This window comes from Streptomyces sp. NPDC093149, assembly GCF_044754145.1.
In the GTDB taxonomy this organism is placed as follows: Bacteria; Actinomycetota; Actinomycetes; order Streptomycetales; family Streptomycetaceae; genus Streptomyces.
On the sequence record NZ_JBIVON010000004.1, the window covers coordinates 15,878 to 36,665 of the forward strand.

Sequence of the window (20,788 nt, forward strand, 5' to 3'; positions counted from 1 at the left end):
GGATCGCCGTCTTCTCTCGTCGGACCGTCTGTCAGCGCAGGCCGGGGATGAACTGGATGCAGAGGTCGAGCAGCTTGATGCCGAGGAAGGGCAGTACCAGCCCGCCGAGTCCGTACATCCAGATGTTTCGGCCGAGCAGTTCGGAGGCGGATGACGGCCGGTAGCGCACGCCACGCAACGCGAGCGGGATCAGCGCGATGATGATCAGCGCGTTGAAGACGATCGCCGAGGCGATCGCCGAGGTCGGGCTGTGCAGGCGCATGATGTTCAGCTTGTCCAGGCCGGGGTAGACGACGGCGAACATCGCGGGAATGATCGCGAAGTACTTCGCCACGTCGTTGGCGATCGAGAAGGTCGTCAGCGCGCCGCGCGTGATGAGGAGTTGCTTGCCGATCTCGACGATCTCGATCAGCTTGGTCGGGTTCGAGTCGAGGTCCACCATGTTCCCGGCCTCCTTGGCGGCCGAGGTACCGGTGTTCATCGCCACACCGACGTCCGCCTGCGCGAGGGCGGGGGCGTCGTTCGTACCGTCGCCCGTCATCGCGACCAGCTTGCCGCCCTCCTGTTCACGCCGGATGAGGGCCATCTTGTCCTCGGGCGTGGCCTCCGCGAGGAAGTCGTCCACGCCCGCCTCCTCGGCGATGGCGCGCGCGGTCAGCGGGTTGTCGCCGGTGATCATGACGGTACGGATGCCCATCCGGCGCAGTTCGTCGAACCGCTCCCGCATGCCCGCCTTGACGACGTCCTTGAGGTGGATGACGCCCAGGACCCGGGCAGTGCGTGCATCACCGGTCCGGGACACCTCGCCGACGACCAACGGGGTGCCTCCGCTCGCCGAGATGCCGTCGACGATGCCGCCGACCTCCGCCGTGGGGTGACCGCCGTTGTCACGGACCCAGCGCATCACTGCCGTCGCCGCGCCCTTGCGCAGAGACCGGTTCTCGCGAGAGTCGTCGAGGTCGACACCGCTCATTCTGCTCTGCGCGGTGAAGGGGACGAACCGCGCCCGGTCCAGCTCTCCTTCGCTGCGGGCGCGCAGCGCGTACTGCTGCTTGGCGAGGACGACGATCGAGCGGCCCTCGGGCGTCTCGTCGGCGATGGACGAAAGCTGGGAGGCGTCCGCGAGCTCCTCGACGCCCACGCCGTCCACCGGCAGGAATTCGGCGGCCTGGCGGTTTCCGAGGGTGATGGTGCCGGTCTTGTCGAGCAGCAGCGTGTTGACATCACCCGCGGCCTCCACCGCGCGCCCGGACATCGCCAGCACGTTGCGCTGCACGAGCCGGTCCATACCCGCGATGCCGATCGCCGACAGCAGCGCGCCGATCGTCGTCGGGATCAGGGCCACGACGAGGGCGACCAGAATGACGATGGGCTGCTCGGCCCCCGCGAAGACGGCGAAGGGCTGCAGGGTCGCCACCGCGGTCAGGAAGACGATCGTGAGGGACGCGAGCAGGATGTTGAGCGCGATCTCGTTCGGCGTCTTCTGCCGCGCGGCCCCCTCCACGAGTGCGATCATCCGGTCGATGAAGGTCTCCCCCGGCTTCGAGGTGATCCTCACGACGATCCGGTCCGAGAGCACCTTGGTGCCGCCCGTGACCGCCGACCGGTCGCCGCCCGACTCGCGGATCACCGGCGCCGACTCCCCCGTGATGGCCGATTCGTCGACGCTCGCGATCCCCTCGACCACGTCGCCGTCACCGGGGATGATCTGCCCGGCCTCGACGACGACGTGATCGCCGAGCCGGAGGGCGACGCCCGGAACCTCCTCCTCCGCGGCATCGGCGGCGCCCGGCCGCCAGTCGAAGAGGCGGCGGGCCGTCGCCATGGTCTTGGCGCGGCGCAGAGTGTCCGCCTGGGCCTTGCCACGCCCCTCGGCCACGGCTTCGGCGAGGTTGGCGAAGACGGATGTCAGCCAGAGCCACGCGGTGATCACCCAGGCGAAGACGCTGGGTGTCCTGATGGCCGACAGCGTGGTCAGGACCGCCCCGACCTCCACCACGAACATGACGGGGTTGTGGAGCATCAGGCGCGGGTCCAGCTTGCGCAGGGCACCGGGGAAGGACGTCAGAAGCTGCTTGGGATCGAGCAGCCCGCCGGAGACCCGGTACTGCTGACTCCCGGCGCCGGGCGGGGTGGGGGCGGGGGCTGCGGTCGTGGACATCATCGCAGACCCTCCGCGAGGGGTCCCAGCGCGAGCGCGGGGAAGTAGGTGAGACCGACGACGATGAGGATCACCCCGGTCAGCAGTGCGACGAACTGCGGCCGGTGAGTCGGCAGGGTGCCCGCGGTGACCGGCACGGGCTGCTGCGCGGCGAGCGAGCCGGCGAGTGCCAGGACGAACACCATCGGCAGGAACCGGCTGACGAGCATGACGACTCCGAGCGCGGTGTTGTACCAGACGGTGTTCGCGCTCAGCCCGGCGAACGCCGAGCCGTTGTTGTTCGCGGCCGACGCGAAGGCGTACAGGACCTCGGAGAATCCGTGCGGTCCGGAGTTCAGCATGGCGGCCCTTTCGCCCGGGAATGCCATCGCCAGCCCCGCGCCGATCAGCACGATCGCGGGCGTGGTCAGGATGTAGAGCGAGGCGAACTTCATCTCCCGGCCGCGGAGCTTCTTGCCCAGGTATTCGGGTGTACGGCCGACCATCAGTCCGGCGACGAAGACCGCGACGACCGCCAGGATCAGGATCCCGTAGAGCCCGGAGCCGGTGCCGCCGGGCGCGATCTCCCCCAGCATCATGTTGAAGATCGTCATTCCGCCGCCGCCCGGCGTGTACGAGTCGTGGGAGGAGTTGGCGGCTCCGCACGAGGTGAGGGTGGTGGACACGGCGAACAGGGCCGAGGCCCGGATTCCGAACCGTGTCTCCTTGCCCTCCATCATTCCGCCGGCGGCGTGACCGGCGGCGCTGCTGACGCTGTGCAACTCGTTCGCGGTCACGATGGCGACCGACGCACCCCAGATCAATGCCATCACGGCGACGATCGCGTAGCCCTGGCGGTTGTCGCCGACCATCGTGCCGAAGGTCCGCGGCAGCGAGAACGGGATGACCAGCATCAGGTAGATCTCGATCAGGCTGGTGAGGGCGTCGGGATTCTCGAAGGGGTGCGCGGAGTTGGCGTTGTAGTAGCCGCCGCCATTGGTGCCCAGCTCCTTGATGGCCTCCTGGGAGGCGACCGCACCCCCGGTCAGGCGCTGGTGCCCGCCCGCGATGGTGGTGATGTCGTGGATGCCGTGGAAGTTCTGGACGACACCGGCGGACACCAGCACGATCGCGAAGACGAAGGCGAGGGGCAGCAGCACGCGCAGCACGATCCGCGTCAGGTCCACCCAGAAGTTTCCGACGCGATCGGTCCTCTTCCTCGTGAATCCGCGGATCAGTGCGGCGGCCACGGCGATGCCCACGGCCGCGGAGACGAAGTTCTGCACGGCGAGGCCCGCCATCTGGACCAGATGGCCCATGGTCGACTCGCCGGAGTAGGACTGCCAGTTGGTATTGGTGACGAAGGACGCCGCGGTGTTGAACGACTGGTCCGCGCTGACCGGCTTCGTCCCCAGGGACAGCAGGAGGTGGTTCTGCAGGCGCAGGAACGCGTACAGGAAGAGCACCGACACGGCGGAGAACGCGAGGACACTGCGCAGATACACCGACCACTTCTGGTCCGCGTCGCCGTTCACTCCGCCTGCCCGGTAGATCAGGCGTTCCACCCGCCCATGGTGTCCGGTGGTCAGGACGCGTGCGATGTAGCCGCCCAGCGGGCGGAACGTGAGGCACAGCGCGATCACCAGGGCGAGCACCTGGAGCCGGCCCGCGAGGGTCTCGTTCATCCGGGCCCGCTCCTGGGGCATGTTTCGAAAGTCCCGCATGCCAGGCGGCGTCCGGCACGCACACTCGCGGCGTCGGCCAAAAGTCCTGGTAGCTCCGCTACAAGGACTTCCGGCCGCCTTGCCATCGCACGCACTGGACGACACTCCTCACGGGGCAAACACTGCCGGTCACGGCACTAGAACTTCTCGGGGAAGATCAGGCAGACGATCAGGTAGACCACGAGGCACACCGCGACGACGAGGCCGACGATGTTCTCCGCGCTCACAGGCGTCCGACCCCCTTGGCGATCAGGCCGATGAGGGCGAACACCACGACCGTGAGGCCGACGAACGAGACGTCCGACATACGCGAGTCACCTCGCAGCGCATCAGAGGCGGGACTGTTCACCTCGACTGGAGCATGGTGTGATCATTCACTTCTGACGCTATATCAGTCGGCTTCGGGACTGCCCCGAAACTCCACGGGCCGATCGGGTGGCGGTGGGCCGCGCGGATTCACCGGGCGCGGTCGGACGTCGCACTGCCGCCGGGCGCGGCGCTCGGAAGGGTGAGCGTCGCCGAGAAGGCCGCCCCGGCCTCCTCAGCGGTCGTCTCCAGGACCCCGTCCATGGCTTCGGCCAGGTCGCGCGACAGCCGCAGAGCCAGACTGCCGGCCCCGGCGCCCGATCTCCGGGGGACGGCCGCGCCCGGTCCCGGGCCCCGGTCGGGCGTCCCGTCCTGCACGCGGATCCCCAGGCGGTCGCCCCGGACTTCGGCGGTGAAGACGGGGGGCCGGTCCGGCGGGCTGTGCCGCAGGGCGTCGGCCCCGAGGGCGGTCAGGGCGCGGGTGAGAAGGGCGGCGTCGGCGATCACGTCGGGCAGCTGTTCCGGCAGGCGCACATCGATGGAGTGGCCGCCGGGCCCGAGGTCGTCCAGAACGACGCCCAGCACCTCGTTGAGGTCGACCGGACGCAGATAGAGGTCGAGTGCACCGGCGTGCAGACGGCTCACGTCATGGAGATCGGTGACCAACTGCGCCGCGCGGTGCACGGCCGCGCGGGCCGTCTCCAGCAGTTGCTGCTCCTCCTGAGGGGCGGGCTCGTCGGCGCGTCGATGCCGCAGCCGCACGAGAGCCTCTTCCGCGGTGTGCAGCGGGGCAGGCAGATCGCGGCCCGCCGCGAGGAGCAGAGATGCCCGGGTGCGTTCGGCGGCGGCGAGGGTGTCCTCGCCACCGGAACCCCCGGCGATCCGCCCCCGGGCATGGGACAGCCCCAGTTCGGCGGCGCACGCGGCGAGGACGCGCTGGTCCTGAGTGCTGAGTCCGGCACCGCGACCGACCAGTGTGAGATCGTCGTCGACCGGGCTCTCCACATCCGCCTCGTAGGGCTTTTCCGGCGGCCGCTCCCCGGCGCTGGCCACCACGTACCAACGGGGCACGGGAGAGGCGTCCGGATCTCTTTCGAGCAGACTGATCGCGGCCAGGCCGAAGTACTCCCGGATCTGTTCGAGGAGTGCCGGCAGATCCTGTCCACGCATCATGGCGGCGGCCAGGCGGCTCAACGCCCTCGCCTCCGACGTCGCACGCACAGCCTGGTGCGTACGCTGCGCGGCCGCTCCCGCGGCTGTGCCGACGAGAGCCGCCGTGGCGACGAAGACCACAAGCGCGGCGATCTCGTCGGGGCGCTCCGTGACCAGCGAGTGCACCGGTGCCGTGAAGTAGTAGTCGGCGAGCAGCGCCGCGGCGAAGGCGGCGAACAGAGCGGGGTAGAGACCTCCGACCAGGGCGATCGCGACGACGGCGAGCAGATAGATCACCAAGTCGCTGGAGAGGCCGAGCCGACCGCGCAGCGGCGTCGACGTCAGCAGGAGAGTCAGTGCGGGCAGCAGCACCACAGCACCGGCCAACGCGGACCAGTACCGTCTCGGGCCCATGCCGCGGCTCGGATGCGGCAGCCTCGGCGCGGCAGGGCCGACTGCCTCCTCGTGCGTGACGATGTGCACGTCCACGGGACCGGACGCCTTGATCGTCCGCTCCCCCACACCCGCTCTCAGGAAGGAGGCGAGCCGGCCGTGCCGGCTCGCGCCCAGCACGATCTGGGTGACGTTCTCCGCCTCGGCGAACTGGAGCAGCGCATCGACGACGTCCTCGCCCGTGGTCTGGTGGTAGCTGCCGCCCAGCGACTCCAGAAGGACGTGCTGGGCGTCCAGCACGGCCGGGTCGACCCCGGTGAGCCCGTCCTCGGGCACCACATGGAGCGCCAGCAGCTCGGTACCGGGGGTGCGGGCGCTGATCCGCGCGGCTCGGCGGATGAGGGTCTCGCCCTCCGGGCCGCCGCTGAGGGCGACCAGGATCCGCTCCCGGGTCTCCCAGGGGGCGGAGATGCCGTGTTCGGCCCGGTAGCGCTGCAGACCCTCCTCCACCCGGTCGGCGAGCCACAGCAGGGCGAGTTCGCGCAGCGCCGTGAGGTTGCCCACCCGGAAGTAGTGGGTGAGCGCGGACTCGATGCGGTCCGAGGGGTAGATGTCGCCGTGCACCATGCGGCGGCGCAGGACCTCGGGCGGCAGATCCACCAGTTCGATCTGGTCGGCGCGACGGGCCACCTCGTCGGGCAGGGTTTCGCGCTGCCTGACCCCGGTGATCTGCCGGACCACGTCGTTGAGGGATTCCAGGTGCTGGACGTTGAGTGTGGTGACGACATCGATCCCCGCGTCCAGCAGCTCCTCGACGTCCTGCCACCGCTTGGCGTTGCGGGCCCCCGGAACATTGGAGTGAGCCAGCTCGTCGACCAGCGCGACCTGGGGACGGCGGGCCAGCACCGCGTCGAGATCCATCTCGGTGAAGGCCATGCCGCGATGGACCAGGGTGCGCCTGGCGATCGTCGTCAGACCGTCGGCCATGGCCGCGGTGGGCCGGCGCCCGTGCGGCTCGACGAAACCCACGACGACATCCGCGCCCAGTGAACGCAGCCGCTGCCCCTCCGCGAGCATGGCGTACGTCTTGCCGACCCCGGGGGCCGCCCCGAGGTAGATCCGCAACCGTCCACGTGCCACCGGCGGACTCCTGCCAGGTCACCCCCGCATCGTGCTCGCGCCCTTCCATGGTGCTCTTCTCCGGTCCGCTCCACCCGCCGGCGCCGGCCCCGGACCGGGAGGGGGATCTCACGGTCCGGTCGGGAACGCTTCCGCACGGCAAGCACGGCGAGCACGGCGAGCACGGCGAGCACGGCGAGCACGATGGTCCCGGACAGCGGACCCGTCGCCGTGAAGGGCACGGACTAAACCGTAGGGTGGCGGTGTTGTGCCTGACCGGAGTGGAAGAGTCGGGCGGACGTGGAGGCATGGCTGTGCACGGTGAGTACAAGGTCCCGGGCGGCAAGCTCGTCGTCGTGGACCTGGATGTCCGGGGCGGGGTACTGAGGGACGTCCGGGTGGCCGGGGACTTCTTCCTGGAACCGGACGAGGCGATCCTCGCGATCGACGCGGCGCTCGAAGGCGCTCCGGCCAACACCGACACCGCCGGGCTCGCCGCCCGGATCGACGCGGCTCTCCCCGCCTCGACCGTGATGCTCGGCCTCACCTCCGAGGGTGTGGCCGTCGCCGTACGCCGGGCCCTCGCGCAGGCCACCGAGTGGAGCGACTACGACTGGCAGCTCATCCACGAGGCGCCGCAGTCCCCCGCGCTCCACATGGCGCTCGACGAGGTCATCACCGCGGAGGTCGCCGCGGGCCGGCGCCCGCCGACGCTCCGGGTCTGGGAGTGGGCCTCACCCGCCGTGATCATCGGCAGCTTCCAGTCACTGCGCAACGAGGTCGACCCGGCGGGCGCCGAACGGCACGGCATCACGGTCGTGCGCCGCGTTTCCGGTGGCGGTGCCATGTTCGTGGAGCCCGGGAACACCATCACGTACTCGCTCTCGGTCCCGGACGCGCTCGTCTCGGGCCTCTCGTTCGCCGACAGTTACGCCTATCTCGACGACTGGGTGCTCGGCGCGCTCGGCGACATGGGCATCAAGGCCTGGTACCAGCCGCTCAACGACATCGCCACGGACGCCGGAAAGATCGCGGGCGCGGCCCAGAAGCGTGTGGTGGGCGGGGAGGGGGCCGTACTGCATCACGTGACCATGGCGTACGACATCGACGCCGACAAGATGCTGGAGGTCCTGCGGATCGGCAAGGAGAAGCTCTCCGACAAGGGCACCAGGAGCGCGAAGAAGCGCGTCGACCCCCTGCGACGTCAGACGGGGCTCGCGCGCGAGGCCGTCATCGAGCGGATGATCGACTCCTTCCGGACCCGGCACGGCCTCACGCGGGGCAAGGTGACGGACGAGGAGATGGAGCGGGCCGAGGAACTCGTACGCACGAAGTTCGGCACCGAGGAATGGACCGCGCGGGTGCCGTGAAGCCGGTGCCGTGAAGCCGGTGCCGTGAAGCGGCTGCCGTGAGGCGGGTCCGGCCGAGCCGGTCCCGCGAAGGCGGGCCGCGCACAAGCGGTTGCGCACAGGGTGACGGCGCGGAGCCGGTTGCGCGAGAGCGCCCCGCACGGGCGGAGCCGTACGGGCACGGAGCCATGGACCGCGTGCCCGGTCGGACCGGCGTCCCGGAACGTCATCGGGTCGGTGTGGCCGGGATCTCCTGCTCGGTCCAGATGATCTTGCCTTCGGGGGTGTACCTGGTGCCCCAGCGACGGGTGAGCTGGGCGACGAGGAAGAGGCCACGACCGCCCTCGTCGGTCGTCCTCGCGTGGCGCAGCCGGGGAGAAGTGCTGCTGGTGTCGGAGACCTCGCAGATCAGGACGGACTGACGCAGCAGGCGCAGGCGGATCGGGCCCGTGGCGTAGCGCACCGCGTTGGTGACCAGTTCGCTGACGATCAGCTCGGTGGTCATCTCCAGCTCCTCCAGGCCCCACGTCCTCAGCAGACGGGCCGTCCGGGCCCGGACGCCCGCGACGGCGGCGGGGTCGGACGGCACGTCCCACGAGACGACGTGGTCGGGGCTCAGCTCGTGGGTGCGGGCGAGCAGCAGGGCGACGTCGTCGGGCTGCGGGACGGGGAGGAGCTGATCCACGACCGTCGCGCACAGGGTGTCGAGGGAGAGTCCGCGCTGGGACAGGGCGCCACCGAGCCGGGACATCCCGAGTTCGGCGTCCCGGTCCCTGCCTTCGATGAGGCCGTTGGTGTAGAGGCCGATCAGGCTGCCTTCCGGCAGCTCGATCTCCGCCGTCTCGAAAGGCATCCCGCCCAGGCCCAGCGGGGGGCCCGCGGGCAGCTCCGGGAAACTGACGCGCCCGTCCTGGGAGACGACGACGGGGGGCGGGTGGCCGGCGCGTGCCATCGTGCAGAGCTGGGTGACCGGGTCGTAGACGGCGTACAGGCAGGTGGCACCGAGCACGGTCGTGCCGCTCGCCTCGCCCTCGGGTTCCTCCTCGCTCAGACGCAGTACGAGGTCGTCGACGTGGGCCAGCAGTTCGTCGGGGGGAAGATCCATGTCGGCGAGGGTGTGCACCGCGGTGCGGAGCCTGCCCATGGTCGCGGCGGCGCTTATGCCGTGGCCGACGACATCGCCCACGACCAGGGCGACCCGGGCGCCGGACAGCGGGATCACGTCGAACCAGTCGCCCCCGACACCGTCCTTGGCGTCCGCCGGAAGGTACGAGGAGGCCACGTCCAGGGCCATTCCGCCGGGCAGCGTGTGCGGGAGCAGGCTGCGCTGGAGTGTCAGCGCCGCCGCGTGCTCACGGGTGTAGCGGCGGGCGTTGTCCACGCAGACCGCCGCCCGTGCCACCAGTTCCCGGGCCGGGAGCACATCCTCCGGTTCGAAGGGGACCAGGTTCACCGATCGTATGAAGGTGGTCAGGCCGAGCACCGTGTCCCGGGCCCGCATGGGCACGCAGATGAGGGAGTGGAGACCGAACTCCCGGATGCGCGCCGCCCTGGCGGGCTGTTCGACCGCCCACAGCTGGCGCACGGAGTCGAGAACCGGGATCAGGACGGGTTCGCCGTCCACGAGGAAGCGGAAGTCGTTGGGCGGGGGCACGAAGTCCACCGGTTCGCCGATCCGGGCGATCGCCTCCGGGCAGCCCTCCCGTACGGAACGCAACCCGGCGCGGCGCATCCTCGGCCGGGACGACGACGCGCCGCTCGCGCCGGGACGCGCGGTGCCCGCGTCGGGGAGCCCCGTACCGGAGAGCCCCGTGCCGGCGGGCCACGGTCCCGGCTCCTCGGGGCTGGCGACCGGCTCCAGCAGATCGACGAGGACGAGATCCGCGAACCGCGGTACCGCGAAGTCGGCCAGTTCCTGAGCCGTGCGCATCACGTCCAGCGTGGAGCCGATGCTGACTCCTGCGTCATTGACCAGGGCCAGGCGCTGCTGGGCCTTCCACCGGTCGGTGACGTCCAGGACCATGTAGCAGATGCCGGTGATGGTGTCTTCGCCGTCGGTCAGGGGGAAGAACGACGTGGAGTAGGCGCGCTGACGGTGCGGATCGGCCCAGCTCCAGCCCCGGTACTCGTAGTCGATGACGGGGACGCCGGTCTCCAGCACGCTGCGCATCAGGGTCTCTATGGCGTCGGCCTCCAGTCCCGGGAGCACTTCGCTCATCCGGTGGCCCACGCGCTGCTCGCGCGGGACGCCGCCGAAGCGTTCCAGGGTGTCGTTCACCCATACGTAGCGCAGTTGCGGACTCAACACCGCCATCCCGATCGGTGAGCTGGTCAGAAAGGCGTCCAGCACGGACTGCCCGACCGTCCATTCCGGCCGTCGTTCGCGTCCCGAGACGAGGAAGCACTCCCGGCCGTCCAGGTGGAACGAGGCCGAGACCCGCAGATCCACATCGATCTCCCGGCCGTCGCGCCGCCGCACGGTCGCGGCGCCGCTCCACCCCACACCGGCGCGGCACCGCTCGGCGATCCCCGCCACGCGCACCGGGTCCCCGGGCATCGCGAGGAGAAAGCCGGCAGGGCGCCCGACCACCTCGGCCGCGCGGTACCCCAGCAGGTCCTGCGCGCTCTGCGTCCAGCCGACGACCGTTCCGGTCCCGGCGACCACCGCGGTCGCGTCGTTCGCCGTGTCGAAGGAGTGCGGGGCGGTGCCGGACCGCGGCGGTTCGGCTCCGGGCGTCGACGGGGGGCCTGCGGACGCCATACTGGTCACCACCCATCCACTCCGGTCCCAGTCCATGTTCCCGCCTGCGGCGCTCCGGTGCGAATGTCCGCGACCGCTGTTCCGGGGGCGCAACCACAGGGGCGGATCATCCCGGGCGGGATTCCCCCGGGCCCGGCGCCCTCGTCCGGATCACGCCGGCCCACCGAGCGGGACACGGCGCCATCCGAAGGGGAGGCCCTGGATCAGCCACGGCCCGGACACGGGAACGACGGGCTGTGACCCGGTCGCGGGCGACCCGGCTGCGTCATGGCGCGGCTGATGCGGGCCTTCGCACGGAACCGGCCGATCACCCTGTGTGCGCCGATCCCCTCGCAGGCGGGACGGCGGGCGGCGGGCGGCGATCCGGCGCCCCGGGCGGACGGGGTTCTCGAAACCGGGCGCGGTGCTCCAGTCGGGTGGTGTCCGTGTGACGCACGCGTCACACGGCACGCGGCCTCCGGCCGACCGCGCGGCACGGGTCCGTCAGCGCCCGCCGCCCGGCCTGACGGAGAGGGACGGCTCGGGGGGCCGGTGCTCGTACCAGCGCCGGTCGGCCTCCAGTTGGGCGGCCAGGGAGATCAGCCGTTCCTCGCTGCGGGAGGGGCCGAGCAACTGGGCGCCGACGGGCAGCCCGTCGGCGGTGAACCCGGCCGGTACGTTGATGCCGGGCCAGCCCAGTACGTTCCAGGGCCATGCGTACGGGCAGGCCTCGGCCATCGTGACATCGGTGCGCCAGGCGCTCAGCCCGTCGAACCTGCCGATCGGGGGCGGCGGCAGGGCGGTCGTCGGGGTGAGCAGCACGTCGTATCCGGCGCGGGTCCCGGACGTGTGGAAGAACGCACCGATCCGGCGGTGCTGACGCACCTCCCGCTCCCTGGCCGCCCGCACCACCCGGCCGCCGAGCCGGGTGCCGGTGCGCAGGGCGCTGCGGGTGCGCGGATCGAGGAGAGCGGGGTCGGGGTGGCGGGCGGCGAGCTCGGCGATGCCGACGGTGGCGCGGGGGACGAAGCCGAGGCCGATCAGCCCGTAGCGGGGCCTGGCCTCCTCCACCTCGTGGCCGAGCCGGGCGAGGGCCTCGGCCAGCGCGGTGACGGCCCGTCGCACCTCGGGGTGGGGCGCGGAGCCCGTGAGCGTGAGCGGGGGACGCCAGGCGAGGGCGATACGCAGTCGGCCGGGGTCGCGGCGGGCGGCGGCCGAGGCCTCGACGGCAGGCGGCCGGTGCGGATCGTCGGGGTGCGGTCCGGCGACCGCGTCGAGGAGCAGGGCGGCATCGGCGACGGTCCTGGCCAGCGGCCCGTTGACGGTCAGGCCCTGGAAGGCGTCGCTCTGCGGGTGGACGGAGATCCGGCCCCGCTGCGGTTTGATGCCGACGAGGTGGGTCCAGGCCGCGGGGATACGGACGGATCCGGCGCCGTCCGAGCCGAGTGCGGCGGGGACGAGCCCGGCCGCCACGGCCGCCGCGGAACCGCCGGACGAGCCGCCGGGGGTGTGTCCGGTGTTCCAGGGGTTGCGGGTGGCGCCGAAGGCATGGCCCTCGGTGAAGGGCCACTGGCCCAGCTCGCAGGAGTTGGTCTTCCCGACGATCACCGCCCCGGCGGCCCGCAGTCTGCGCACGGCCTCGCTGTCGGCGGTGGCGGCGGGCAGGTCGCCGTCGCAGCCGAAGTAGGTCGGCATCCCGAAGACATCCGTGTCGTCCTTGACTGCGACCGGTACGCCGAGCAGCGGCAGCCGCTCCCCCGCGGCGAGCCGGCGATCGGCCTCGGCGGCCTCGGCGAGCGCGGCCTCGGCCCGCAGGTGCCGGAAGGCGTTGAGGATGCCCTGGCTGGCTTCGATCCGGCCCAGGGCGGCACGTACCTGTTCGACAGAGGTGGTTCGGCCTTCGGCCAGCTCACGTGCGCTCTCGGTCAGCCCGATCGCGCCGGCCGGTTCGCCGGTTTCCACGGCTTCCGTTGAGGACATGGGCTGCCCGCCTTCCTCGAATGGCAGGTGCGCGCGCCCGCACCTGTACGCGAGAACGAACTTACCGGAGGGTAACGAGTTACGGGCGGTCCGCTCAACCGTTGGGAGGAGGGCGGCCGGGGACGGCCGCACGACCCATGACGCACACAGCGCAGAACATCACACTGTGCATGCGCATCACCGGTGGTCCTCCGTCGCGCGGCCCACCACGCCCCGACGTACGCTCAAGGGGATCGGATCGCACACCTGAGCAGGCCCGACGGGCCCTTCGAGGGAGGCGCCGTGACCGGCCAAACCATCGGCACACGCGGGACCGTCCTGACGGCGGTGTTCGTGCTGGGAATCACGAGCGGCGGCCTCGTCGGCGGCGGTGTGGCGCACGCGGACAACGGCATCGACACGCTCTCCGCCCAGCAGATCGCCGACCGCTCGCGCGACGCCCTCCTGAGCGCCCGGTCCCTGCACCTCGGCGCGCGTGGCGACCTCGACGGCGGCAACCCGTCGATGGTCCTGAGTCTCACGCTGGACCGGGAGGGCAACTGCAACGGTTCGGTGGATCTCGGCAACCAACAGGGATCGGTCCGGATCGTGAAGCGCGGCGACGACATCTGGGTCAAGCCGGACGCGGACTTCTGGAAGAACCAGGTTCCCAACGGCGGCTCGGCCTTCGCCGCGATCCTCAACGGGCGTTACATGAAGGGCTCGGCCACCGACCCGAGGCTGCGCGACGTGGCCGCCGGATGCGATCTGACCACCTTCCAGAAGCTGGTCGGCGACAACGCGGACAACGACCGGGGAACGCTGAACAAGGGCAGGAAAACCACGCTGAACGGGGCTCCGGTGGTGCCCCTGACCAGGATCAGGGACGGCCGGACACTGACGCTGTACGTCGCGGACACGGGTAAGCCCTACCCGCTGAGGATCACGGTGCGGGGCGGCGGGGCGAACGCGGCGGTGGACCTCTCGGCCTTCGACAAGCCGGTGCCCACGGCCACGCCGCCGCCCGATCAGACGTACGACATCAGTGCTCTGCTGAACCGTACGACGTCGGCGCCGCTGTGACGTCGGCCCGTCCGCTGAGCACCACGTACAGCACCAGCGAGGAGGCCAGCCCGACCGCCCAGCCGTAGTCCGCGAGCGGCTTCAGGAACGGGATCAGTCCGCCGGACGGGAACGGGCCCGTGCCGGGGGCCGAGTGCGAGCCGCCGATCGCCAGGACACCGCCGACGGCGAACGCGAGGACCGCCCGCCAGTTCCAGCCGTTGACGTACCAGTACCGGCCGCCGGGACGGTAGAGATCCGCAAGGTCGAGCACGGTGCGGCGGACGATCCAGTAGTCGGCGATGAGGATGCCCGCGACCGTACCGAGCAGCCCGCCGACCAGTCCGAGCCAGGTGAAGATGTACAGCTCGGGGGTCCCGGTGAGTTTCCACGGCATGATGACGACGCCGACGACACCGGTGATCAGCGCTCCGGTACGGAAGTCGATGAGCTTGGGGGCGAGGTTCGCCAGGTCGTACGCGGGTGACACGACGTTCGCCGCGATGTTCACGGAGACCGTCGCGACGAGCACGGTCACCAGGGCGTACAGCAGCCCGAAGACGTTGTCGGTCCTGGCGACGAGCTGGACCGGGTCCCAGATCGCCTCCCCGTACACGGCCTGCGAGCCGGAGGTGACCAGGACCGAGAGCAGCGCGAAGAGCGTCATCGTGGTCGGCAGGCCGAGCGACTGACCCCGGATCTGGGCGCGCTGGCCGGCCCCGAAGCGGGTGAAGTCGGGGATGTTCAGCGAGAGCGTGGCCCAGAAGGCGATCATGCCCATCAGGGAGGGGAAGAAGACCGGCCAGAACTCCTTGCCCCAGCCGAGCCGGGAGGGCTGGTCGAGCAGCGGGCCGAACCCGCCCGCCTTGACCGCGACCCAGACCAGCAGAACCACCGCGCCGACGATGACGAAGGGGGCCGCCCAGTTCTCGAACCGGCGCAGGGCGTCCATCCCCCGGTGGATGATGGCGAGTTCGAGGGCCCAGAAGAGGATGAAGCAGAGCCAGAGCGTCCACGGCTGACCGCCGATCCCGGACGCCGTCGCCCAGCCCCCGAAGACCTTCCCGAGCAGGGTGAAGATGCCGACGCCGCCGATCCAGGTCTGGATGCCGAACCAGGCACAGGCCACCGCCGCCCGGATCAGCGCGGGCAGGTTGGCTCCGCGCAGACCGAAGGAGGCGCGGGCCAGCACGGGGAACGGGATGCCGTACTTGGGTCCCGCGTGCCCGGTGAGGAGCATCGGGCCGAGCACGATCAGGTTGGCGAGGGCGATGGTGAGGACGGCCTGCTTCCAGTCCATGCCGAGCGCCACCAGACCGGAGGCGAGCAGCCACGACGGGATGTTGTGGGCCATGCCGACCCATGTCGCTCATGATAAAACACATACATCGGTAGGGATCGGATCGCACGCCTTCACGGCTGCCACATAGGAGGGGGCCTGCCCGTCGTGGCTATACCTGCCAGTTTCAAGTCACTCCAGCGGGCAATCATCTACATCCGCGTCAGCACTGAACGCGAGGAGATGCAGAGCCCCGAGCAACAGCGTTACAGCTGCGAGCAGTACGCCCAACGGAACGGCATCAAGATCGTTGGCGAACCGGTCGAAGACCTCGATCTCTCGGGCACCTCATCCAGCAGGCGGCAGATCTCTGCGATCATCGCGCGTGTCCGCAGCGGTGAAGCCAACATTGTGCTGGTGTGGAAGTGGTCGCGTTTCGGGCGCAATATCCGCGAATCACAGGTCAATCTGCACGAACTCGAGAAGGCCGGCGGGAGGCTCATTGCAGCCACCGAAGACTACGACACCGACACGTATCACGGCCGTTTCAGTCGCGACAACATGCTCCTGGTCGCCGATCTCCAGGCCGGCATCATCGGCGCGACGTGGCAGGAGGCACACGATCGCAGGCATCGCGCCGGACTTCCCCACACAGGGCAGGCCCGCTTCGGGTATATGCGGTGCCCGGACTGTCGCCGGAAGGAGGACTCCCCAAACCAGTTCCACCACTGCAAGTCCTGTGAGGGTGTCCTGGTCGTCGATCCTGTTCGAGGGCCTGCCCTGAGCGAAGCGTACGAGCGCTACGTAGCCGGCGCTTCGATCTCAGGCATTGCACGGGATATGAAGGAACGCGGCATTCGATCGCTCAACGGGGCGGTGATGAAACCGACTGCGTGGCAGATCGTGATGGACTCCGGTTTCGCCGCCGGACTGATCCGCTGGCGCGGCCCGGATTTCCGCCGACTCCACGGGCGTGCCGCGAAAAGGCCGGAGACCTACGACAACTGGGCGCCAGGCAAGCACGCAGCGATCATATCGATGGAAATCTGGGAGGGGTACAAGAAGCTTCGTCAGAACCCCGCGACGATCCCCTGGTCAACTGAGGCAAAGTACGCGTACTCCGGGCTGCTGCGATGTGGGGCTGCCGACAAAACAGGCGCCAAGTGCAACCGTCGGATGACCGCGTCGGCGCTGATCCGGTCCAACGGTGGCGCCGGAATGAAGCTCTTCCGTTGTCCGGGCATAGCGATGAAGGAGTGCTCCGGAGTCACGATCACACTCAAACGGCTGGACGCGGCAACGCTCGTGTGGCTGGAGGAGTTCGCCAAGGGCGCGGACATGGGCCTCATGGCGATGAAGCGCAGCGCCCGTCGCGCCCAGGCCGAGTCGGATATACCGTCGGTCCGCGCGGACATCATCGCGACACAGTCCAAGAAGAAAAAGCTTCTCGACCTGTACCTCAAGGACCTGGTCTCGGAGGATGACTATCGCGAGGCCATGGAGCAATTGGCAACTTCTCTCGCGACCTTGGAGAACCGGCTGGCCGTCCTGGAAATAGATTCCGGTGAAGGAATCATCCCGACAGCCGCCGACTTCGGAAATCTGCTCGCCCTGTGGCCACAGATGAATTCCGATGAGCAGCGCGCAGCCCTTAGCCGGGTCGTGGCCTACATCGAGATCGAGAAAACCCCAGGAAAGCAGTACAACCGGATCTCCATCGTCCCCCGCTGGGAGGTGGCGGCGTAGATGGGTCTGCGCTCAGGCCGCGTCTGACTCGCCCTGCCGCACCACCTGAGCAGTGCGCTCTTCTTTCCAGATACGGTGGGCTGCCCTGCCCACCACCTCCCAGAAGTCATTCCAGCAACGCTCTTCGGTCGTCGTGTCCACTGAGTCCTCGCCATTCGGGCAGCCGTGATTTACGGGGACATGTGATCCATGTGCTGCGACGGGCACACCAAATCGCAGCATGACATGGGCATCACTGGCCCCAGGTACCGAGCTGCTCCGAGGATCCGCAGGGATCGCGGTTTGTGGCAGCCGGGTTCCTCTGGTAGAACACGAACGAGCTGGAGCGCCTGAAGAGGGAGAACACCGAACTCAAGCGGGCTACTGAGATTGAACTCGTGGTGTCGCAGGGGCTGACGGCTGGCCGTCCGTGCGGTATCACCGGGGCATGCGGTATCCACAAGGGGGCGGGCTGACCGCCGAACGGCAGTAGTTCCGCGAGGAGTTACGACTGAAGGCGGCCGAGGGGTTCGCCCGGGGCGAGGCGAGCTCGGTGATCGCCAAGGACCTGCGGGTCAGCGTGCGTTCGGTGCAGCGGTGGCGGCGGATGTGGGGCAAGGACGGTCCACGGGCCCTGCGGTCGCAGGGGCCGGCGTCTCTGCCGAGGTTGAGCGAGAAGCAGTACGCCCGGCTGGAGGCAGAGCCGGCCAAGGGCCCGGCCGTGCACGGCTGGGAGGACCGACGCTGGACCCTGAGCCGCGTGAAGACGGTGATCGGTCGGCGCTTCCGCCTGACCTACATGGTCCAGGGTGTGCGGAAGCTGCTGGTTCGTAACGGCTGGTCCTGCCAGGTCCCGGCCCGGCGCACGATGGAGCGGGACGACGAGGCGGTGGCCGGGTGGGTCAAGGAGGTGTGGCCGTGCGCGGAAGGCTCGCGGCGGCCCGTGGAGCCTGGCTGGTCTTCGAGGACGAGGCCGGATTCTCCATGACGCCGCCGCAGGCCAAGACCTGGTCACAGCGCGGCCGAACCCCGGTGGTGCGGGTGCGGGGCCGGTCCCGCAGACGGATATCGATCGCGGCGCCGACCTACTACAGACCCGGCCACCGGTCCCGGCTGATCTACCGGCCACGCAGAGACGACGGCCAACGTGACGGCCGCAAGAGCTTCTCCTGGCGTGACTACCGTGACCTGCTGATCGCCGCCCACCAACAGCTCGGCGGCCCGATCGTGCTCGTCCGGGACAACCTCAACGTCCACAAGGCCGCCGGCCTGCGGAAGTTCGCCGCCTCCCGGGACCGGCCGACCATCTACTACCCGCCGCCCTACGCACCCGACCTCAACCCCGTAGAAGGGACCTGGTCACTCCTGCGGCGCGGCCGGCTCTCCAACGTCGCCTTCAGCACCCCCGACCACCTCGTCCAGCGCATCCGACGCGGTCTACGCCACATCCAGTACCGCAGCGACCTCATGGACGGCTGCCCCGCCGAGACCGGCCTGACCATCAAACCCACCTGAGTAACCCAGCGACATCACGAGTTCAACCTCAGTAGCAGGCCAGTCCAGGTAGCAGACCCCGCCCGTACCGCTTCTGACCTGACCGTTCGCGTCGTAGCGCTTGGTCCGGAGCCAGATGTTCTCCAAATGGGAGGGCGTCGCATACCACGCGGCGCCCTCTCGCGCAAACATGCAGGTCAGAGACGCGGATCGCGCGAGGCAATTCGAGCGCAGATGCGCTGGTGCTGACCTGGTGCTGACTTCCGCTAGCGTCCGTTCCGGTCCGTTCGGGTGCGTCGTGCTGGATCGGTGCTGACTCTGGGGCCTTCATCACCCGCCAGACCTCCACCCGCTTGGTGCGGCCGCCATTCCTCACTACCGTCCTCGCGAGCAGCTGAAGCAAGCGTAGAGGAACTGTTTGTGAGTGAGCCGATGTGGGACGTCAAGGCGCTTGCCGCCTATCTCGGGAAGCCGGCTTCTTGGGTGTACGACAACCATCTCAAGGAAGAAGTGCCAAGCTTCCGCGTAGGCCAGCAGCTCCGGTTCTCTCCGTCAGAGGTTCGTCAATGGCTGGAAAAGCGGTGCCGAATGATGCCATAAATGTCAAGCACAAGGAGACCGCCCGGGGCGGTCTCGCGGTGAGCATCATCAATTGCTGAGGCTCTGGGCACCGACCGGTGCGTTTCCAACTTTCAGCGCTGCCAGGGCCTTCCCTGCTTGCACAGCGGAAAGTCTCTGGAATCCCCTGGGACAGACATGAAAGTCCCTCTGACGTCCCTGTTCTAGGCTCGATCTTTCTTGAGGGTCCGCCGACGGAGTCGGTGGGCCCTTTCGCTTTCCGGAGCTGATGATGGGCAGGCCGGTGGCCCGGCTGTCGCGTCGGGTGGGCGCCGGGTTCCACTCCCGGGACGGGTGGTGCTGTGGTCGGGACGGTGGCCATTGCTGGTCAGCCGGGGTTGGGCAGGAGCGCGAGTCGTCCGAGGGCGGTGGTGCTCTCGCCGGTCCAGGGCCAATGCCGGGCGAGTCGGAGGATCCTGCGGCGGGTGGTGGTGACGAGTTGGGCGGCCGCGGAGAACAGGCAAAACCGCAGGCGACGAGGTTGCCAGAGCCGTGCGGTGCCAGTCAGGGCGAGCATGGGCATCCAGGCCAGGAGGTCGAGAGCGATCTGAACGACCTCCAGCCAGACCCTGCTCTGCGTGGTGTGGTGCAGGGGCAGGTTGCGCAGACCGGTCGCGCGGGCGGCCCGGATCCGGTCCTCGGCGCGGGCCCGCAGCCGGTTACGGAGCTCGAGCTCGGCGATCGACCGGCCGACGGTGTTGGTCGTGAAGCAGGTGATCCGTATGCCGTTCGCGTCCGTGATCCTCAACTGAGCTCCGGGGTGGAGCCGTTCCATTCGGACGATCAGTCGCATGCCCATGGGCCAGCCGTCCATCAGCTTGCCGGTGAAACTCGGCGCCCCAGGCCCCGTCACGGACCTCACCGCCGGTCTCGACGGTCGCCGTCCAAGCTGAGGCGGGGACCTTCAGTTCGTGTTCGCGGATCGCTTCAGTGACCGTCATGCCGACCGAGTAGGACAGCCATCGTCCTCGCCTGGCGAGCCAGGATACGAAGTCGTGGGTGCCACCCGCGGAGTCCGTGCGGATCAGCGTCTGCCGCCCGCGCCGGTACTTCTTCGGCAGTTGGGCCAAGGCGAGCTGGGCGGTGGTGATGTGGTCAGCGGCCGTGTTGGAACCCGCGTTGCCCGGCCGGAGGAGGGCCGCGACGGGCTCACCGGTTCCGCCCGGTCCGTGGTCGCCGAAGGCCGTCAGGGGGTGGTGGCCGTAGGTCTTCTTCCAGGTCGCGGCCGCATCCTGTTTGTCGGAGTGGGCAATCACGAGGACGCCGTCGACGTCGACGACGACGACCTGACCATCGGTGTCGGGGGCGTTCTCGCCGGCCAACGACCAGACACGAGTGCGGACTTCGGAGCGTGCGGACCGGATCGCCTGCGGAGCTTTCTCGCCGGAGGCGGCGAGGGTGTCGATCAGGCGGGAGACGGTCGGGTCGGAGGCGGCCGGACCGAAGAGGGCCAGCTCGCACCGCAGCATCGCGACGTCCGCCAGGCAGTCCCCGCCCAGCGCGACCGCCAGAGCGACGTCCAGGAGCACCTTGCCGGGATCGTGAACGGCCCGCGGCTTGCGCCACGGCGCCAGCGCTGCCGATACGACCTGGTCAAGGCCGGTCTTGCGGACCGTTTCGACCAGCAGGACCGACCCGGCCTGGGAGACGACCTGGCGGCCGTTGTCCTGGACGCGGACACAGGGATAGGACCCGATAGAGCGCTTCACCTAGGAAGTGCCTCCGGCA

The 20,788-nt window shown here is 69.6% G+C and carries 13 protein-coding genes and 3 pseudogenes; 7 read left to right on the forward strand and 9 right to left on the reverse strand.

What is annotated here, in order from left to right; genetic code table 11:
- Positions 1–31 precede the first annotated feature (31 nt).
- The 5 genes from kdpB to ACIQCZ_RS13730 form a co-directional block, all read right to left on the reverse strand.
- Positions 32–2,161, reverse strand: coding sequence for a potassium-transporting ATPase subunit KdpB (gene kdpB, locus ACIQCZ_RS13710; RefSeq protein WP_402282910.1), 2,130 nt, complete (start codon positions 2,159–2,161; stop codon positions 32–34).
- Positions 2,161–3,825, reverse strand: a complete 1,665-nt coding sequence (kdpA, locus tag ACIQCZ_RS13715; protein ID WP_402282203.1) for a potassium-transporting ATPase subunit KdpA — start codon at positions 3,823–3,825, stop codon at positions 2,161–2,163. The genes kdpB and kdpA overlap by 1 nt, the downstream gene beginning before the upstream one ends.
- Positions 3,826–4,001: 176 nt before the next feature.
- On the reverse strand, positions 4,002–4,091 hold the full coding sequence (gene kdpF, locus ACIQCZ_RS13720) for a K(+)-transporting ATPase subunit F (protein WP_402282205.1): 90 nt from the start codon (positions 4,089–4,091) through the stop codon (positions 4,002–4,004).
- A complete protein-coding gene (locus ACIQCZ_RS13725) occupies positions 4,088–4,213 on the reverse strand; it encodes a hypothetical protein (protein WP_402282207.1) in 126 nt (41 codons plus the stop codon). Before ACIQCZ_RS13725 ends, kdpF begins: the two co-directional genes overlap by 4 nt.
- A 107-nt stretch (positions 4,214–4,320) precedes the next feature.
- Positions 4,321–6,855: a DUF4118 domain-containing protein gene (locus ACIQCZ_RS13730; protein WP_402282209.1), complete on the reverse strand. Its 2,535-nt coding sequence runs from the start codon at positions 6,853–6,855 to the stop codon at positions 4,321–4,323.
- 293 nt (positions 6,856–7,148) lie between these two features.
- Between ACIQCZ_RS13730 and ACIQCZ_RS13735 the strand changes: the two genes are divergently transcribed.
- Positions 7,149–8,204, forward strand: coding sequence for a biotin/lipoate A/B protein ligase family protein (locus ACIQCZ_RS13735; RefSeq protein WP_402282912.1), 1,056 nt, complete (start codon positions 7,149–7,151; stop codon positions 8,202–8,204).
- Positions 8,205–8,409: 205 nt separating this feature from the next.
- Here ACIQCZ_RS13735 and ACIQCZ_RS13740 read toward each other — a convergent pair whose 3' ends face one another.
- Both ACIQCZ_RS13740 and ACIQCZ_RS13745 read right to left on the reverse strand, forming a co-directional pair.
- Entirely contained in the window at positions 8,410–10,944 is a 2,535-nt protein-coding gene (locus ACIQCZ_RS13740; protein ID WP_402282211.1) for a SpoIIE family protein phosphatase, read from the reverse strand.
- Between the two features lie 483 nt (positions 10,945–11,427).
- Positions 11,428–12,903, reverse strand: coding sequence for an amidase (locus tag ACIQCZ_RS13745; protein WP_402282213.1), 1,476 nt, complete (start codon positions 12,901–12,903; stop codon positions 11,428–11,430).
- 282 nt (positions 12,904–13,185) lie between these two features.
- Between ACIQCZ_RS13745 and ACIQCZ_RS13750 the strand changes: the two genes are divergently transcribed.
- Entirely contained in the window at positions 13,186–13,965 is a 780-nt protein-coding gene (locus tag ACIQCZ_RS13750) for a hypothetical protein (protein WP_402282214.1), read from the forward strand.
- Here the strand turns inward: ACIQCZ_RS13750 and ACIQCZ_RS13755 are convergent.
- Positions 13,925–15,313: pseudogene (locus ACIQCZ_RS13755) on the reverse strand (NCS1 family nucleobase:cation symporter-1); the annotation flags it as partial. The gene ACIQCZ_RS13750 and the pseudogene ACIQCZ_RS13755 overlap by 41 nt on opposite strands.
- 78 nt (positions 15,314–15,391) lie before the next feature.
- Between ACIQCZ_RS13755 and ACIQCZ_RS13760 the strand changes: the two are divergent.
- The 5 genes and pseudogenes from ACIQCZ_RS13760 (at position 15,392) to ACIQCZ_RS13780 (ending at position 19,042) form a co-directional block, all read left to right on the forward strand.
- On the forward strand, positions 15,392–16,969 hold the full coding sequence (locus ACIQCZ_RS13760) for a recombinase family protein (protein ID WP_402282216.1): 1,578 nt from the start codon (positions 15,392–15,394) through the stop codon (positions 16,967–16,969).
- Positions 16,970–17,456: 487 nt separating this feature from the next.
- Positions 17,457–17,618, forward strand: a pseudogene (locus ACIQCZ_RS13765) (helix-turn-helix domain-containing protein); the annotation flags it as partial.
- A gap of 99 nt (positions 17,619–17,717) precedes the next feature.
- Positions 17,718–17,936: a winged helix-turn-helix domain-containing protein gene (locus ACIQCZ_RS13770; protein ID WP_402282913.1), complete on the forward strand. Its 219-nt coding sequence runs from the start codon at positions 17,718–17,720 to the stop codon at positions 17,934–17,936.
- Positions 17,933–18,463, forward strand: a complete 531-nt coding sequence (locus ACIQCZ_RS13775; RefSeq protein WP_402282914.1) for a transposase — start codon at positions 17,933–17,935, stop codon at positions 18,461–18,463. The genes ACIQCZ_RS13770 and ACIQCZ_RS13775 overlap by 4 nt, the downstream gene beginning before the upstream one ends.
- Positions 18,464–18,874: 411 nt before the next feature.
- On the forward strand, positions 18,875–19,042 hold the full coding sequence (locus ACIQCZ_RS13780; protein ID WP_402282915.1) for a helix-turn-helix domain-containing protein: 168 nt from the start codon (positions 18,875–18,877) through the stop codon (positions 19,040–19,042).
- Between the two features lie 346 nt (positions 19,043–19,388).
- On the opposite strand, the pseudogene ACIQCZ_RS13785 reads toward ACIQCZ_RS13780, so the two are convergent.
- Positions 19,389–20,769 (reverse strand): annotated as a pseudogene (locus tag ACIQCZ_RS13785) (IS1380 family transposase).
- Between the last annotated feature and the right edge of the window lie 19 nt (positions 20,770–20,788).